The organism is Candidatus Desulforudis audaxviator MP104C (assembly GCF_000018425.1).
Lineage (GTDB): Bacteria > Bacillota > Desulfotomaculia > Desulfotomaculales > Desulforudaceae > Desulforudis > Desulforudis audaxviator.
Genome location: NC_010424.1, coordinates 1,291,468 through 1,307,715 on the forward strand (window position 1 = coordinate 1,291,468; position 16,248 = coordinate 1,307,715).

17 protein-coding genes and 1 tRNA gene are annotated in these 16,248 nt (G+C 60.7%); 5 read left to right on the top strand and 13 right to left on the bottom strand.

Annotated elements, in window-relative coordinates; all coding sequences use genetic code 11:
- The first annotated feature begins 126 nt into the window (after nt 1–126).
- Nucleotides 127–1,695 (top strand): stage V sporulation protein B, encoded by a 1,569-nt coding sequence (spoVB, locus tag DAUD_RS06210; protein WP_012302327.1) that lies wholly within the window; start codon nt 127–129, stop codon nt 1,693–1,695.
- A gap of 8 nt (nt 1,696–1,703) precedes the next feature.
- On the opposite strand, the gene surE is transcribed toward spoVB, so the two are convergent.
- The 11 genes from surE to DAUD_RS06265 form a co-directional block, all read right to left on the bottom strand.
- Nucleotides 1,704–2,477, bottom strand: coding sequence for a 5'/3'-nucleotidase SurE (gene surE, locus DAUD_RS06215; RefSeq protein WP_012302328.1), 774 nt, complete (start codon nt 2,475–2,477; stop codon nt 1,704–1,706).
- Nucleotides 2,478–2,491: 14 nt separating this feature from the next.
- A complete protein-coding gene (locus tag DAUD_RS06220) occupies nt 2,492–2,671 on the bottom strand; it encodes a YpmA family protein (RefSeq protein WP_012302329.1) in 180 nt (59 codons plus the stop codon).
- 19 nt (nt 2,672–2,690) lie between these two features.
- Nucleotides 2,691–3,251, bottom strand: a complete 561-nt coding sequence (gene folE, locus DAUD_RS06225) for a GTP cyclohydrolase I FolE (RefSeq protein ID WP_012302330.1) — start codon at nt 3,249–3,251, stop codon at nt 2,691–2,693.
- A 25-nt stretch (nt 3,252–3,276) separates the two neighbouring features.
- Complete coding sequence (locus tag DAUD_RS06230; protein ID WP_012302331.1) at nt 3,277–4,017, bottom strand: 7-carboxy-7-deazaguanine synthase QueE; 741 nt, start codon at nt 4,015–4,017, stop codon at nt 3,277–3,279.
- A complete protein-coding gene (locus tag DAUD_RS06235) occupies nt 4,014–4,577 on the bottom strand; it encodes a DUF366 family protein (protein WP_012302332.1) in 564 nt (187 codons plus the stop codon). The genes DAUD_RS06230 and DAUD_RS06235 overlap by 4 nt, the downstream gene beginning before the upstream one ends.
- Nucleotides 4,578–5,240, bottom strand: coding sequence for a 7-cyano-7-deazaguanine synthase QueC (queC, locus tag DAUD_RS06240; protein WP_012302333.1), 663 nt, complete (start codon nt 5,238–5,240; stop codon nt 4,578–4,580). It lies immediately after the preceding gene.
- Nucleotides 5,241–5,244: 4 nt separating this feature from the next.
- Nucleotides 5,245–5,625, bottom strand: coding sequence for a 6-carboxytetrahydropterin synthase QueD (queD, locus tag DAUD_RS06245; RefSeq protein ID WP_012302334.1), 381 nt, complete (start codon nt 5,623–5,625; stop codon nt 5,245–5,247).
- A gap of 151 nt (nt 5,626–5,776) precedes the next feature.
- Nucleotides 5,777–6,910: a tetratricopeptide repeat protein gene (locus DAUD_RS06250; protein ID WP_012302335.1), complete on the bottom strand. Its 1,134-nt coding sequence runs from the start codon at nt 6,908–6,910 to the stop codon at nt 5,777–5,779.
- Between the two features lie 123 nt (nt 6,911–7,033).
- Complete coding sequence (deoC, locus tag DAUD_RS06255) at nt 7,034–7,765, bottom strand: deoxyribose-phosphate aldolase (protein WP_012302336.1); 732 nt, start codon at nt 7,763–7,765, stop codon at nt 7,034–7,036.
- Complete coding sequence (locus DAUD_RS06260; RefSeq protein ID WP_456298447.1) at nt 7,731–8,648, bottom strand: D-alanine--D-alanine ligase; 918 nt, start codon at nt 8,646–8,648, stop codon at nt 7,731–7,733. The genes deoC and DAUD_RS06260 overlap by 35 nt, the downstream gene beginning before the upstream one ends.
- Before the next feature lie 87 nt (nt 8,649–8,735).
- Nucleotides 8,736–10,448 (bottom strand): hypothetical protein, encoded by a 1,713-nt coding sequence (locus DAUD_RS06265; protein WP_049752577.1) that lies wholly within the window; start codon nt 10,446–10,448, stop codon nt 8,736–8,738.
- A 162-nt stretch (nt 10,449–10,610) separates the two neighbouring features.
- Between DAUD_RS06265 and DAUD_RS11565 the strand changes: the two genes are divergently transcribed.
- Nucleotides 10,611–12,110, top strand: coding sequence for a metallophosphoesterase family protein (locus tag DAUD_RS11565; protein ID WP_012302339.1), 1,500 nt, complete (start codon nt 10,611–10,613; stop codon nt 12,108–12,110).
- A 358-nt stretch (nt 12,111–12,468) separates the two neighbouring features.
- Here the strand turns inward: DAUD_RS11565 and DAUD_RS06285 are convergent, their stop codons facing one another.
- Nucleotides 12,469–13,173 carry an endonuclease III domain-containing protein gene (locus DAUD_RS06285; RefSeq protein ID WP_041570855.1) on the bottom strand — a complete coding sequence of 235 codons (705 nt, stop codon included), beginning with the start codon at nt 13,171–13,173 and terminating at the stop codon, nt 12,469–12,471.
- 171 nt (nt 13,174–13,344) lie between these two features.
- A complete protein-coding gene (locus tag DAUD_RS06290) occupies nt 13,345–13,728 on the bottom strand; it encodes a recombinase family protein (RefSeq protein ID WP_012302342.1) in 384 nt (127 codons plus the stop codon).
- 556 nt (nt 13,729–14,284) lie between these two features.
- Here DAUD_RS06290 and DAUD_RS06295 point away from each other — a divergent pair.
- The 3 genes from DAUD_RS06295 to DAUD_RS12460 all read left to right on the top strand — a co-directional run bounded on the left by DAUD_RS06295 (nt 14,285) and on the right by DAUD_RS12460 (nt 16,244).
- The gene (locus tag DAUD_RS06295) at nt 14,285–15,616 is read left to right on the top strand and encodes a transposase (RefSeq protein WP_012301410.1); all 1,332 of its coding nucleotides are present in this window, start codon (nt 14,285–14,287) and stop codon (nt 15,614–15,616) included.
- Between the two features lie 270 nt (nt 15,617–15,886).
- Nucleotides 15,887–15,971, top strand: a tRNA-Leu gene (locus DAUD_RS06300).
- Nucleotides 15,972–16,103: 132 nt separating this feature from the next.
- Nucleotides 16,104–16,244, top strand: coding sequence for a hypothetical protein (locus tag DAUD_RS12460; protein WP_166485132.1), 141 nt, complete (start codon nt 16,104–16,106; stop codon nt 16,242–16,244).
- The last annotated feature ends 4 nt before the right edge of the window (nt 16,245–16,248 follow it).

Genomic DNA, 16,248 nt, shown 5'->3' on the forward strand with positions numbered 1-16,248 from the left:
ACAGTACGTACTTCTACCGTCAACCGGTAAATTCCTTGTTACGCGTCCAACTTTTCCGGGCCGCCACATAGGCTCGGCCCGCCCCACATAAACATTAACCGGCAAAACTAAGGGGCGCAAAAAGCCATGCCTGAAAAGCAGTCGGTGGCCCAGGGGACGCTGGTCCTTACCGCTTCCAGCCTTTTCAACCGCATACTCGGATTCGTCTACCAGGTCCTGATGGTCCGCCTGCTGAAGGCTGAAGGCATCGGGCTTTTCAGCATGATCTATCCGGTGTACGTCCTGTTTCTGGTGGTAGCCAGCGCGGGGATACCGGTGGCCATCGCCAAGGTGGTGGCCGAGGAGTCCGCCCGCGGCAACCTCGCGAACGCCTACCGGATCTTCCGGATCTCCCTGGGCTTCGTCTTCGGTTCCGCGCTGGTGTTGACGGTTGCCCTGTTGCACTACGGCACGCCGCTGTTGATAATGGTGTTCGACAATCCTGATGTCCACCTGGCCTTCAAGGTGCTCACCCCCGGGATACTGGTCGTTTCGGTGTGTTCAGCTTTCCGGGGTTTCTTCCAGGGATTGCAACAGATGACACCTACGGCGGTGACCCAGGCGGTGGAGCAGTCGGTGCGCGTGGTCTGCGGTCTGGTGCTGGCGTACCTGCTGATGCCCCGGGGCATCGCCTGGGCCACGGCCGGGGCCTCCGCCGGGGTGGTCCTGGGAGAGTTGTCCGGTTTTTTGCTCATGCTGCTGATCTTCTTCACCCGGAGGCCGGCGGTGGGCGGCGGAGCCGGGGTGCCGGCGTTCACCGAATCCCTGGGGGTCATCTCCCGCCGCATCTTCAGTCTGGCCGGGCCGGTTACCGTTTCCCGGGTGTTGTCCACCGCCCTTTTGTCGGTCGACGCGGTGATGATTCCCAAGCGCCTCGCCGCGGCCGGCCTGTCCACCGCCGAGGCCACCGCCAGTTACGGCAAACTGGCCGGGATGGCCCAGACCCTGCTGTTCACGCCCGGAATCTTCACGATCTCCCTGGCCACCGCCCTTCTGCCCGCCATCTCCAGCGCCCACGCCCGGGGGGACACCGCCCTGCTGCTCAACCGGGTCGGTTCGGCCCTCCGTCTCACCCTGCTGATCGGCATCCCCAGCGCCGTGATCTTTCTGACCCTTTCCAGACACATTTGTGGCTTGCTCTTCGGCTATCCTGACGCGGGGGCGATCCTCCAGGTTCTGGCTCTCGGGGGACCGTTTCTGTACATCATCCAGACCACCACGGGTATCCTGCAGGGATTAGGCAAGGCGGTGCAACCCCTGGTCAACCTGCTGATCGCCTCGCTGCTCAAAATCGCGGGTGTCTACTACTTGACGGCGGTGCCGGGCCTGGCGATGAACGGCGTCGCCCTGGCCTTGGTCGCCCACCTCATGGTTATGGCGCTCTTAAACCTCCGGGACATCCGCCGGTTAACCGGTTACCGTCTGGATTACCTGAACAGCTTGGGGAAAACCTCGCTCGGCGCTCTTGCCATGGTCGCGGTGATCCAATGGGTCAACCCGGCGCCGGACAGTGTCTCCGGCACTTTGCAGGCCGGCCTGGGCGGGCTGGCGGCGTACCTGGGGGTGGTGGTTTCAACCGGTGCGCTGGCGCGCGAGGAGCGGACGCGCCTGGACAGCCTTGTGCGCGACCTTCTGGGACGCGGGCGTGGCAGGTGAAACCCCAACTAACTGCCTTTCCAGTCAACCGGCCACTTTTTCAAGGCGTCCAGGGCCTCGTAGTCGGTGAGATCGATCTTCACCGGGGTGATAGAGATGTGCCGGTCCTTGACGGCCCCGATGTCGGTGTCGGGATCGTGCCCGTCGGGGCTGAACGGTTTCCCGGCCATCCAGTAGTAGTATCGGCCCCGGGGGTCGACCCGCCGGTCCACGGCGTCGGCGTAACGCAGATTCCCCAGACGGGTCAGCCTGACGCCGACCGGCTTTCCGGGGGGTACGTTAATGTTCAGCAGGGTGTTCGCCGTGAATATCTCCCGGTACTCGAACACCAGCGGCAAAAGGCGGCGGGCGAAGGCGGCGGCCTCTTCAAACTCCGCTTCCCGGTGGCTGGCCAGGGAAATCGCCAGGGACGGCACGCCGTTGATCAGTCCCTCCATAGCGGCGGAAACGGTGCCGGAATAGAGTACGTCCGTACCCAGGTTCGGTCCGAGGTTGATGCCAGAAATCACCAGGTCAGGGGTTTCAGGCAGGAGCGATTCCAGGGCCAGTTTGACGCAGTCGGCCGGGGTGCCGTCGACGATCCAGCCGCAGCAGTTCCCGTCCGCGTGACAGGCCTCCCGCACCCGGATTGGCCGGTGCACGGTAATGGAGTGGCCGGTGGCGCTCCGCTCGCGGTCCGGAGCAATGATGTAAATAGTCTCGGCCAAGTCGGACAGCGCGTTGCGCAGTGCCTCCAGCCCGGGCGCGAAAATTCCGTCGTCGTTGGTCAGCAGTATCCGCATACTCACTCTCCCGCTTACGTCTTATAAATCGCGATGACCATCTTTCCGTCCTCGTCCCTCGAAAGGCCGAAAACCAGCTCTCGGTCCTTCAATGATTTATTCAGAAAGTCCACCACGCGGTACATCTGGTCATACGGCTCGAAAGCCCGGGCACTGATCAGCTCCAGTTTGCCCGCGGACCCGTCTTCCTTCACGGCCGCGCCCTCCTCCGCTCTAACGTCCTTTGATCAGGGCCAGCGCCTCCGTCCGGGTCTTGGCGTTGCGCTCAAAAATACCCCGCACCGCGGACGTCACCGTCTGGGCGCCGGGTTTGTTCACGCCGCGCATGGTCATGCACATATGTTCGGCCTCGATCATGACCAGGACCCCGTGGGGCTCAAGCCTTTTCATTATAGCATCGGCGATCTGGGCGGTCAAACGCTCCTGCAGTTGCGGCCGGCGGGCGTAGCCATCCACCACCCGGGCCAGTTTCGACAGGCCCGTAATCAGGCCCCGGCGGGGAATATAAGCCACGTGGGCCTTCCCCACCACCGGAAGGAGGTGGTGTTCACACACCGAGAACAGTGGGATATCCTTTACCAGGATCAATTCCTCGTGGTTCTCGGTGAAAAACTGCTCCAGTACCTCCTCCGGGTCGGTTTCCAGCCCGGAAAACACCTCGGCATACATCCGGGCCACCCGGCGCGGGGTGTCCCGGAGCCCCTCCCGGTTCGGGTCTTCTCCGATGCTCTCGATAATCATGGTCACGGCCTGCTCAATTTTCTCCAGGTCCACTGGTGCGCCTCCTTAAACGTCATACTCAAAGGACTCCTAGGGTGCGGTGCACCTGGGGGATGACCCGTACGTCCGGAAGCCGGGCCAGACACCGTTCCTGCATCTCCAATAGGCGCTCCGGCGGGGCCGGGCGTACGCCGGAGACGGGGGTCACCGGCTGCAGCACCAGCATGGTCCGCCCGGCACCCGCCGACAGCAGTGCACAGACTGCGTCCAACTCCGCGTCCGTGGTTTCGGAGCCCACCACCACCTTCACGAAAGCGTGCGCGGGACCGATTGCCTCCAGGAACCGCCGGTGTTCCGCTTCCGGGAAAGGAAAGCCGGTCATGCTCGGCAGTTTCACGTCCATGGCCACAATGTCCACCAGCCGGGCCAACCGTTTCATGGCTTCCGGCAGAGTGCCATTCGTCTCCAGGTAGCACCTTCCCCCGTACTCGCGGAATCCCACCAGGAAGGACTCCAGGAAGTCGGCGTGCAGCAGCGGCTCCCCCCCGGTCAGCGCCAGGGCGTGGAAATGGGGAGCAACCGCCCGGCTGGTCCAGTCCAGAAGCATTTGCACCGTAACCGGGTTCGGATACCAGGTAAAGACCCGCCGGCCCGGGGTGTTCTCCACCCGGCACCGGCGCCCCGCCGGGGCCGGGGTGTCGCAGTAGGCGCACTGCAGGTTGCAGCCCGCAAAGCGTACAAACATGTGCCGGCAGCCCAGGTAAGGGCCTTCTCCCTGAACCGAGGTGAAAACCTCCGTTACTGGAGCCGTTATGGTCATGGAACACCACGCACCTTACACCGCGCCTGGGCGGAACTCCTTATCTCCTCGGCGTAACCGCAGCTGACCCGCTGGGCGAACGACCAGATCGAATCCTCGTCCAGTCCGAGTTCGGCCAACCCTACGGCGGGTACCGGCACCCCGGCGGTGGTCACGTTGATCCCGGCGTGAATCATGGTGCTCACCGGAGTCAGGGTAGCGATGGAAACCGAAAGCTTCCGGTTCCCGAAATAAAGGTCGTCGCCCAGCCGGCGCAGCGATATTGCGGCTACTTCGCCCACCAGGTCTTTTATGATCGCCATCAGGAGCCGCTGGCGGTAGACCGTTTTCTCCAGATCCAGGTCGAAATGCTCCACGATGAAGTGGAGCATGTCCGGACTGTAAATCGGCGCGTGGTCAAGCCGGTCCCGGATGTCCACCAGAGCGTCGAGCTCCACCCGGCAGGGACCGCGGAAAGTGACGATGCTGTCCCCTTGAAGGTTGAAATGACGCAGCGCCCAGAGAGATGCCAACTGGCTCCCATCGTACTCCATCTGATGCTTGTGCACCAAAATCTTCATTTAAACCCTCACCCCGCCCGCGCTCCTTTTCGCCCGTTCCAAGCGGCGGCAACTTTCACACACGCCGCAGGCTTCGTCCCCGCCGCGGTAGCAGCTCCAGACCAGGGACCAGGGCAGCCCCAGCCGTTGTCCCAGAGCAACGATCTCCGCCTTGTCGAGCTGCTGGGTGTAACTGATCACCCGGATTCCCGACAGCGTAGAGTAAGCCAGGGAGTGGTTGACGGCGTCCAGAAACTGCGGCGAGTTGTCCGGAAAGTGCTGTGCCTCCTCACGGTTGAACCCGGCGATGATCCGTTCACACCCCAGGGCCTCGGCGTAGCATGCCGCCACGTTCACCAGAAGGCCGTTCCGGTTGGGAACCCAGACCTGCCGGGCCGTTTCGGCAGACCGTACGGGATCGTCCAGCTCCATCTCCTCGGGTTCGGGAAGTCCCAAACGGCCCGTAAGCGCCGAGCAGTCGATTTCCCGGAGAAAAGGGAGTTCCACCACCTGGTGCCTGATCCCGTAGTGTGCGGACAGGGCCGCCGCGGCCGCGATCTCACGCCCGGCCGCCAGTTGACCGTAGTCCGCCGTCAGGCAGAGTGCGACTTCCAGGCTGCGCACGCCAAAGGCCAGGCACACGGCAGAGTCCAGTCCTCCGGAAAGCAACACTATTCCCTTCATCTACTCATCCCTCCCGGTAGGTGGCAGCCGCTGCGGGCGACTCCCAAACCGTCACAGCGGTTAGGACCCCCGCCGGACCGATACCGGCCAGACGCGCCTTCAACTCGGTGAATATGTGGCGGGCGATGTTCTCGGCCGTCGGGTTTTTCTCAGGCCCGAACGCCGCCAGCTCATTGAGGTAGCAATGGTCCAGTGCCCCCACCACCTGCCGCAGTTCATTTTTTAGTAACGCAAAATCCACCAGCATCCCGGCAGCGTTCAATTCCGGGCCAACCACCACGGCTTCCACTTCCCAGTTGTGACCGTGCAGCCGCCGGCACTGGTCCGGATACTCGTGCAGTCGGTGGGCCGCGGCAAAGGACGAACGGACGCGCAGTTCAAACATCCGCATTCCTCCTGTGAAGACTAGTATAGCAAACGGCGCAAGTCGTTATTTTAGGTTCGCTCCCCTTCACGGAAACTCCTTCCAGGGGAAAAGAGCAATAAAACACCCCAGAGGGCGTTATCGGCTTATATGGGCATTATGGGAGGGACGGTTAACCGGTGAGACCCAGGGCCCGGTTATAGAAATCAATCGCCTGGTCTTCGGCGCCCGCAGCAACGAGCACATCGGCCTTCAGGCCCCAGTACAGACGGTTCTCGGGAGCTTCCTGCAACAACCGGTCGCAGATGGCGTTCGCCTCTTCGTGGCGTCCGAGCCGGACCAGACACTGCGCTTTGTTCGCCAGAAAGGTCTCCCGTTCCTTGTCGTCTAGTTCGAGAGCGCGCTCATAATGGTTCAGCGCCTCGGCATACTGCCGCTGCCGCTCCAGGCAGAGGCCGTAGTTGTTGTGCAGGGCCGCATCGTGCGGTGCGCTTTCGAGCGCGGTGCGGTAGCAGGCGGCGGCCGCTTCAAACCGACCCAGTTTCAGGTAGCAGGCCGCCAGGTTATTCAAAACGACGGTATCCTGAGGGGTCACGGCTTGAGCCATCTCGAAGCAGACAACGGCCTCGTCGTACCGCTTCAGGTGGAACAGGGCATATCCCTTGTTGATCAGAAGTTCCAGAGAGGAATGGTTCTTCCGCTGGGCCTTTTCGTAGCAGCTCAGGGCTTCCGGATAGCGTCTCAGGCGGTTTAGAGCCAGCCCGGTGTTCACCAGTATCTCCGGCGTCGTCCTTTGGGCCAGCGCTTGTTGAAAAAGAGACAGCGCCTCCTGGTCCCGGTCCAGGTGGAGCAGGCACAGACCCTTATTGTTCAGCACCGTGGCGTCTATCCGTCCCCCGCTGAGCGCCCGGGAGTAATACTCAATTGCCTTTTCGAAGTCACCGGTCTGAAAATACCAATTCCCCAGCGCCCCTAGGGCCGCAAAACGGTCCCCGATGACGGCCCCGTCGTCCTCCCGGCAGACCCGCTCCAGCCACTGGATGAAGTTCTCGTCAATCAGCAGGTTCGCCCGCCGGCAGTGCCAGGCCGCCTTCTCCAACTGTCCCATCTTCAGACAGTAGCGGGCGGCATCCAGGTGCAGGTCCCCACGGTCCGGCTGGGCCTCGAGCGCCCGTTCCAGCAAGCGTACCGCCGTCCGCTCCGCGCCCAGGCGCCGTGCCATCCGGCTGGACCGGTGCCAGACATTCAAGCGCCGGATGCCGTTCTTGGCCCGTGTCCACGGGTTCCTTATCAATACCCAACGCATTTTCTGCAAAGCCCTCCCCCCGTTTTGCACATACCTTTCGCCGCTTGCGGTTCCTTATCCTTCCAGGATTGACATATTTATTACTACAAAAAATTGGGGGGAAGCTTTTAATTTCGACAGAGGTTATTCGGCCGGCCACTCCCGTATTATCCGTATACCGGAACTTGTCCCCAGGCGGTCGGCCCCGGCCTCCAGAAGGGCCAGCGCCGTTTTCAGGTCCCGGATTCCCCCGGCGGCCTTAACGCCGAAATGGGAACCGACGGCTTTTCTCAGAAACCTGATTTCATCCGGTTGGGCTCCCGTGGGCCCGTAGCCGGTGGCGTTCTTGATGTAGTCCGCACCCGACCCGGTGGCCACCCAACAGGCCAGCAGCTTCTCGTCCGCGGTCAGAAACCCGGTTTCCGCGATGAGTTTGACCAGGATATCCCGGTTCACGTCCCGGGCACCCTCGATGACCTTGTCGGCTTCGGACATCAGGTATTTGGAGTCACCCTCCTTCAGGGCCCCAATGTTCAATACGATGTCGATCTCGTGGGCGCCGTCGGTGGCCGCCAGGCGGGCTTCAGTCACCTTGGTTTCGACAGCGTTCGCGCCGAGGGGAAACCCGATCACGGTGCAGACCTTGACCCCGGTTCCGTCTAGTTCCCGGGCGGCCAGGGATACAAAACACGGATTCACGCACACCGCACCGAAACCGAACTCCCGCGCTTCGCGGCAGAGGTTGCGCACCTCGTCCTGGGTGCCGTCGGCCCTCAGCAGGGTATGGTCAATGGCCTGAGCGAGCTTTAATCTGTCGATATCGCTCTCCTCCTGTTCTGAATTATCTTTCCTGGGCCAACCGCACCAGGTGCTCAACCAGGTCGGGAAAAGACATCCCGGCCGCCCGCGCGGCGTCGGGGAACAGGCTCACGTCGGTCAGGCCTGGAATGGTATTGATCTCCAGAATGAACGCTTCATTGCCCGAAACGATCAGGTCCACCCGGGCAAAACCCCGGCAACCCAGGGCCCGGTAAGCCCGCAAGGCCAGATCCGACACCCGCTCCTGGACCTCCCGGGGCACGCGCGGCGGGATCAGGTGGTCGCTCAGGCCCGGCGTGTACTTGGACTCGTAATCGTATTTTCCCGTCGCCGAAACAATTTCAATCAGGGGCAGCACCCGCGGTTCACGGTTGCCGAGTACCGCCGCCGTGAGTTCCGGGCCCGCGATAAACTTCTCAACCAGGACCCGGGTTCCCCCGTAGGCGACGGCATCCGTAATGCGTGCCTCGAGGTCCTCCTCCCGCTCGACGATGTACACCCCGATCGAGGAACCCTGCGTGGGCGCCTTCACCACCACGGGCAGCCCCAGTTCGGCGACCACAGCCCGGGCGCTGTCCGCATCGCCCGCCTCCAGTTCCCGGTATTCCGGAACCGGCAGTCCGGCGTGGGCCAGAATTTTCTTGGTGGCGATTTTGTCCATGGCCAGGGCGCTGGCCAGGACCCCCGAGCCGGTGTAGGGGATGCCCAGTACCTCCAGGAGCCCCTGGACGGCCCCGTCTTCGCCCAGCGGACCGTGCAGGGCGATGAAGGCCAGCTCGATCCCGGTCTCCCGCACCGTCCGAGCTACGTCCCGGTTCACGTCGATCGGCACCACCTCGTATCCCCTGGACTCCAGGGCGGCGCAGACCGCCCGGCCGCTTCTCAGCGAGACTTCCCGCTCCGCGGATAGACCGCCCATCAGCACCCCAATTCTACGCACCAAACCGGGGACCACCTCTCGGAGATACTTGCTCCCGACTACCCTTAAGAGTTTATTCTGGTTCTCCTGCTGAATTCCTCTACCGGCTCAACGGGTGCCGATCCCGATCTCGCGCCGCAGGCCGCGCGCCTCGGTGCCGCCGTTATCCACGGCGTTAACCTGAAGGTAATGCCGTCCGGAGCAAAGGGGCTCACGCACCAGGCACCGCAACATAAGCTTCAGACCGTCCCAGTGGGAGTCCAGTTCAAAAAAGCGGGTCAATTCCTCAACCGGATAGTTGTTGATCCAAAACCGTACGGTGACCGGGTTGATCCCTTTTTCGGGAGACGGGCGGTCCAGAGCGACCCCCGGCACGATTTTCACCCACAGTTCCCCCCGTTCCAGCATCCACCTCAGCCGATCTTTTTCATCCAGTCCGGCGGGACCCGCGAAATCCACGACCGGCTGCAACAGCCGGCGGAAGCGCTCTCTTGGGGCCTCCAGATCGCCTGCCTCGCCCCCGATCAACTCCTCTAGAAAACCCCAAAGCGCCGGATCCGGATAAAGACTTTCCGCCAGCCCCCAGAACCATCTGGCAGCCCCATAATGCGCCAGCTCCTTAACAAGACAGGCGCGTACGTCGATGAGCCCCCACAGCAGGCGCAGGTTGGCGGCGCCATCACACGTGGTCAGCCGTCTAATCAATTCGGGGGTCAGATACTCCCCCACCCGGCGGAAGACATCAAAGAAGGCCGTTCCGGACCGCCCAAACTCTCGAATCTCTAAGGGTGGCGTTAACGTCCCCGGCCGGCATTCCGCACGGCGCGCCAGTTCCTTGATTTCCGCAAAGCTCTTGCAGAACAGCCCGTTGACGATTTTCGCCACGCATAATTCCAGGTAATCCGGCTTCTGGGCCGCCGCCGGACCAATACTCTTGCGCAGTGTCTCCACAAGCCAGGGATACCGGTGCAGAAGCAACTCGACAAACACACACTGACCCCGGATCAGAGTGTTAAAGTCCCTCTTCAGCACTTCCACATCTTCCGGAGGAATTCTGGCCGTCACTCCGTGAAAACGCTCCGAGGCGGCCGTAAGGAGGTTATGTCGCCGCCCTTTTCCGGGATAGGTGTGGAAAAGCTCCACCCGGTTGTGCCGCCTCAAGTGTTCCGCGCTGTCCAACAGCAGGATGTCGTGGGCGAATTCAATCAACGCGTGGTCGACCAACCGATATAAGGCCAGGATTTCCGGGAAGAACCAAGCGCCCAGAACCTGGTGGGCGTTGGAGTACCCCGAGAAAATCTCGCTCCCGTCCGGCTCGGTAGCGGGGTCTAAGACCGGCCCCCCCTGCCGGTCGACCGGAATGTAGTGGGCGTACCAGTCCGCCAACTGGTGGGAAAGCCAGCCGCAGGCAACCACGAAATCCCGCTCCGGGTAGGTAATCTCCCGGTTCCCCCGGGCCGCCTCCAGCCATTCGTCGATTAACGTGTAACCAAAAACGGGAATACCCCGGGCGTGATCGGGGTGGTAATTGTGGGCATAATCGTAGATGGACGTGCCGCCGGATCCGAGATGGTACAGCGAAATCACGTCGGCGCTGTTGCCGGCGAAGAAGTAGGTCTCCCGATGGGACGAGAGCCGGGCCAAAATCTCCGGGTTAACCCTGCCGTTGCCCCGGTCCCGTTCCTCCCGGGCGCGCTCAAGAGCCCATTTGTTAAGCAGGGGGTGGGTAGCAGGACCCCAGCCCAACACCGGCAGGAGCGGCAACACTAGGACCCGGGTCAGAAAGGCTTTCAACCAAAACCGGAAAACCTTCAACGCCAAAACCATCCCTTCCAGCCCTGCCTTCCATCCTATGCAGTTGATCTGGTGAGGGGCACCTCGTGCCGGGTAGGAAAATCTACCACATACTGCAATTTGCCCTGGTTTCGGGGCCGTGGTATCTTTAACGCAAATGCGGTAATGAGGATGAGGGGGAACTTGACCTTGCGCGGGTTCGTGGCCCGAATTGCCGCCCGGCTTGCCGGTACCGGATGGCGCCTGGTCGCGGTTGAACTGCTGGCCGTTATTACTGGGGCGGTGTTCTTTGTGACGGTCTTCGGCCCGGCGGTATACGAGGTGCAGGGCGTCTTCTTCCGGGGCGAGCTGCGCCCGGTCCTGAACGGCCGGACAGTGCTGGAGATCCCGCCGGTCGGCAGTCTCACCGCCGACACGCACCCCACCCCGATAGAGATTCAGATCACCGTACAGGGCGTGAGGCCGGATGTTATCGGCCGGCAACTATACCCCCAGGTGGATTCCAACCTGATCAGCAACTTTGAATCAAAATCCCAGCAGACGCTCACGGCTTTCGCCGCCCGGCAAGTCGCCTTTGGGGCCCTGGGCGCGGTCATCATCTTTTGGGCCTTGGCCCGCCCCCCCTCGATCCGGCTCGTCCGGGCCGGAATCTACGGCGCCCTGCTCGTCGGGCTCACCCTGGGTCTGACCCTACATACCTATGACCGGTCGGCCTTCCGGGAGCCAGAGTACCATGGGGCCATCGCCGCCGCCCCGCGGGTCATGCACATGGCCGACCAGTTGCTGGATAAGCTTCAGGACTTTCAGAACAAGACTGATCTTCTGGTGAGCAACATCCAGATCCTTTCCGGACAGGTGGACCGGCTGTCTCTGTTGGGAACCGCCGGCGAGGAAAGCAACCGGCGGGTGCTGGTAATCGCAGACATTCATAACAATCCAGTCGGCCTTGACTTTGCTCAGGCCTTGGTCCATCACTTTCAGGTGGACACGGTTCTCGATGCCGGTGATCTGACCGACTTCGGTTCCCCGCTCGAAGCGCAGGCGGCGGCCAAGCTGGCCGATTTGGGCGTGCCCTACGTCTTCGCGCCGGGCAACCACGATTCAACCGGGGTCATGGATTTTGTGCGGGGCCTTCCAAATGGGCTGTTGTTAAACGGTCGGGTCGAAGACGTCAAGGGAATCAAAATCCTGGGCTCTCCCGATCCCTGGGCTTACGTTGACGCGGTGACAGCCGTGGACGCCGACGAGGAGCGCCTGCTTCTGCAGGAACAGATCGACTGGCTGCGCGGCGAGTTTGACCGGGCGCAGACGAAGCCGGACATCCTGCTCGTGCACCACCCGGATGTGGCCCGGGCTTTCGCCGGCCAAATACCCATCCTCATCAGCGGCCACACCCATCGAACGGGATTCGAAAACCTGGAAGGCTCCTGGCACATCAACCCCGGCAGCACCGGTGCCGCCGGCCTGCGGGGACTGCAGTCCGCCTCGGAGATCCCCTACGCGGCGGTGATCATCCACTTCGACGGCGCCGACCGTACCGCCATCCTGGCCGACTTCATTACCTATCACTCCCTTTCGGGCCGCTTCACGGTGGAGCGGCGGCTGATGGGTAAACCGAACGCCGAAAACGGGTCCACGTTCCAGGACCAGGAACCGCCGCTTCGCCCGCCCGTTCAAACCCGCCCTTAGACTAATCCGGCCGAGCCCTCCGGGGTCGCTCCCCGGCCCGGCCCGGTATAGACTACCTGATCCTCGGAGAAGATAAGCAAGAATGCAAAACTTGTCATGGGGAGGGATCCGGCGTGGTCAATATCACGATCTACTCCAACCAGGTGGAAGGCGCGACCTGAAGGAGCCTGCAGGCTTGGGCCGGGAAAGTCAAAGACAAATATGGTGACGCCGTCCAGGTGGACGTGGTCCGGCTGCAGGACCGGAAACACAACGGCAATCCGGATACCCCGACGGCCCCGAACATTGCGGTTGACGGGCAACTGTTTGGGCAAACGCGTAACCCTGAGTGAACTCGACCGGGTCGTGTCCGGCAGGCTCAAGGCACACTAGTTCCCGCCGGCTGTCGGCCGTCCGGCTGTACGCCGGCTTGGGACGCGTGGGCACAGAGGTCGGACAGCGGACACTCCGGGCAGCGCGGGCCGGTCTTGAGGCACAGGCGATGACCGTGCGTCACCAGCAACGCGTGGTACTCGTTGAAGAGCGCTGCGTTCAGCGGCAGGTGGGCCTCAAACAGGTGCTGGAGTTGGTCGTAGGACTCGCCGCCGTGGGCCAGCCCCAGGCGCTTCAGAATTCGGTGCGTGTAATGGTCTATCACGAACACCGGCCGGCCCGCGGCGTAAAGCAAGATAGAGTCGGCAGTCTCCTTACCGATCCCCCGCACCGCCAGGAGGCGCCGCCGCAAGGCCCCGGGCTCCTGTTGGAGAAACAGCCCGGTGTCCCCGCCGAAATCCTCACGGATCACCAGGCATACATCCTTAAGCCGCTGGGTCTTCTGGTTGTAATAGCGGGTAGGCCGAATCAGAAGGCCCAACTCGGCATGGGGCAGGGCCAGAATGCCTTCTACCGACAGGCTGTCCCGGGCCTTCAAGTTCGCAATCGCCTTTTCCACATTCCTCCAGGATACCTGCTGCGTTAAAATGGCACCCACGATCACCTCAAAGGCCGACTCCGCCGGCCACCAGTGGCGGGGCCCATAATGCGCGTACAGCCGCTCGTAAACGTCCAGCAGAAACCCCTGCAAGTTCTCTCTCCCCGGTTCACGCTGTGTCTCCTCGCCACTATAACACAAAAAACAAGGGTGCGATGAACCTTTAGGCTTTGGAGAACTAAGTTCATAGTCTTTAATCGCCTTCAAGTTATCGCACCCTTATGACCTGATTCTGCCCGTTGCGGATACCAAATATACATGCGCCTAGTTTATTTTGTAACTGCTCTGGTAACCCTGCGGGAGGCAAATCAGAGAAACCGGGTGTGGTATGGGCGTCCGGACCCCCGCCACTTGCAGGCCCAAGTCTTCCAGTGTCTTAATCAAGAGCATCTGATCCCGGAGCCTCCTGGCCAGACAATCCAACTCAAAAAAAATAAAATACGATACGCCGCCTTCCTCGATCCGGGCTAGGGCCGCTTGAAGGCCCGGACGGTCCAACGTCCAACCCGAGAGACCCTCATCCGTGAAGACCTCTACCTCCGTACAGCCGACCCTCAGCGCGTACTCTTTGCATTCAAGTATCTGTAAGTCCAAAGAAAACGCATCCGCTGACGGTTTGGTCTGACGGGCATACACAATGGCCGTCATGCCTCGCACTCCTTTTCAACTAGTTCCGGTTGTCCCCAAATTAACAGGTCTTTGGGGGCAAATGCAATGCCAAATCTCTGGTTGTTCCAGAAACTTATTGCTGCAATGCCAGCGACGGCCGCCGGCAAAGCGGGAGCTTTCCTAAAAATAATATAAATAATATACGGAGGGAGCTTGAGCACCGGACCGGATTCAGGCCCGATTCCGGCAGTCAACTTTTTCTATCTGCGTTTGTGTTTCCCAGTCGGTAGTGACGAGCCCGCCGTTCGGCAAAGCCGTCATCCCCCGGGGGCCGGTAACGGCTGAAGCCATTTGCGATGTTCGGGAGAAAAGATAAATAGGCTGTTTTAGAGTTGCGGAAAAAACATTTTACCCCGGTCCAATCCGGATTTTATGCGGTTTGCAGGGATGGGTAACGGGCGGATCGGCAAAATTGACCCCAAGGGAGAAAAGCGGAGAAAAAGCGAAGGAGAATGAGAAATAAGAAGGGAAACCCCCTTTTGTGGAGAATCCTTTTTGTAACCACCAAAAAAGAACCACGAAGGAGGTTTCCCTTATGGCCATTATACCACAACAGCGGCTTTTTGGGTGGCAGGAAATCGACGAACTCGGTGACTTGGAACGTTTTTTGCTTGTAGTGAACCACCTGCCCGATGAGCAGTTGATGCAAAAGCTGGAGAGAGAGCGTGGTAAGGGACGGGATGATTACCCGGTGCGGGCGGTTTGGAACTCCATCCTGGCCGGGATCGTATTTCAGCACGTGTCTGTGGAGAGCCTGCGGCGGGAACTCTGCCGGAACGGCCAGTTGTGGGAACTTTGCGGTTTTGATCCGGCCCGGGGCGAGGATGCCGTTCCGCCTTCTTACATATACAGCCGCATCTTGGTGAAACTGATGCGGCACGCCGACGAAGTGGAAAACATATTTACGCGGCTGGTGGATGAAATAAGAGTGCTGCTACCGGATTTCGGTCGAATTTTGGCCATAGACAGCAAAGCCGTCAGCAGTCTGGCCCGGGGCAAAAAGCGGGATGAAGAAGAGAAGGTCCAAAAGCCTGACGGGCGCCGGGACACCGATGCGGACTGGGGCCGGAAAACATACCGGGGGCGTAAGAAAGGCGGCACCCTATGGGAAAAAGTCGTGTGGTGGTTTGGCTACAAACTCCACCTTGTAGTTGACGCTGTTTATGAACTGCCGGTGGGATTTGCGGTGACAAAGGCATCGGCCAGCGACGTGAAAGAGGGACATATACTCATTGATCGGGTGGCGAAAGAGCATCCGGAGATTGTGGCCCGCTGCGAGGCATTGGCGGCGGACAAAGCCTTTGACGACATCAAGCTAAACGTGAAACTCTGGGACGAATACCGGATCAAGCCCGTGATTGACATCCGCAACACGTGGCGGGACGGCGAGGAGACGTGGCTTGTAACCGGTAAGGAGAACATCGTTTACGATTACCGTGGAACGGTTTATTGTTGCTGCCCCGAGACAAACAAACATCGCGAGATGGCCTTCGGGGGATTTGAGAAAGACCGGGAAACCTTGAAATACCGCTGTCCGGCCCGGCACTACGGAGTAGAGTGCCGGGGCATGGAACAATGTGCCGCAACCGGTGGGATACGTATTCCCCTGGTGGAAGACCGGCGGATCTTCACCCCGCTGGCGCGGTCCAGCTACAAGTGGAAAACACTCTACAAAAAGCGTACGGCGGTAGAAAGGGTAAATGCCCGCCTGGACGAGGCCTACGGATTTGAAAAGCATTTCATTCGGGGCTTGAAGAAGATGAAGCTGCGTTGCGGGTTGGCCCTGATGGTGATGCTGGCGATGGCCGTGGGCCGACTGCGACAAAAACAAGGAATAGACTTAAGGAGCCTGGTGAAGGCGGCCTGACGGGGCTCAACCGGAAAACAGATTACCTGCCAAGAGACGCCCAGAGTGGCGCTGGGGTAAGTTTGCCCTTTGGCAGAGCGGCATAGTCTATATACTCCATTTACCCCAATATTAGGTTGCTAACTGTGTTTTGTGGCTTGGGGAACAGCCGGTGCCGGGTGTGGGCGTTGCCTTGTCGGGACCAAAAATGCTTACAACGCAAAACGCTGGGCTGCAACTCGCCTTGACAAACCGCCCCCCGGCATCTACACTGTTACTAGTACACAAAACGTCGGAGTGGCGGAATGGCAGACGCGCACGTTTGAGGGGCGTGTGGGGTACTCCCGTGGGGGTTCAAGTCCCCCCTCCGACACCAAATGCAGACAGGCAAAAGGGCTGTGGGTTTGGAACACAATTCCACCAGAGCCCTTTCTTTATTTATATTTTATATTTTAGCGTGTGACGTAAGCGTGTACGACGCATTGGGGTCTTAATAGAAGGTCCTTTTTTGGCTAACACTAATTGGTGTGAGGTGATGGGGGCTGTTTGCCGGATCGCGGTGGTTGACTTCGTGGGTGCGGTTGTCTTTGATTCAGTTATGGCCCTTACGCTGGCTTGGTTGGATAACCGGCTGCCGCAGGGTGAATAATAGC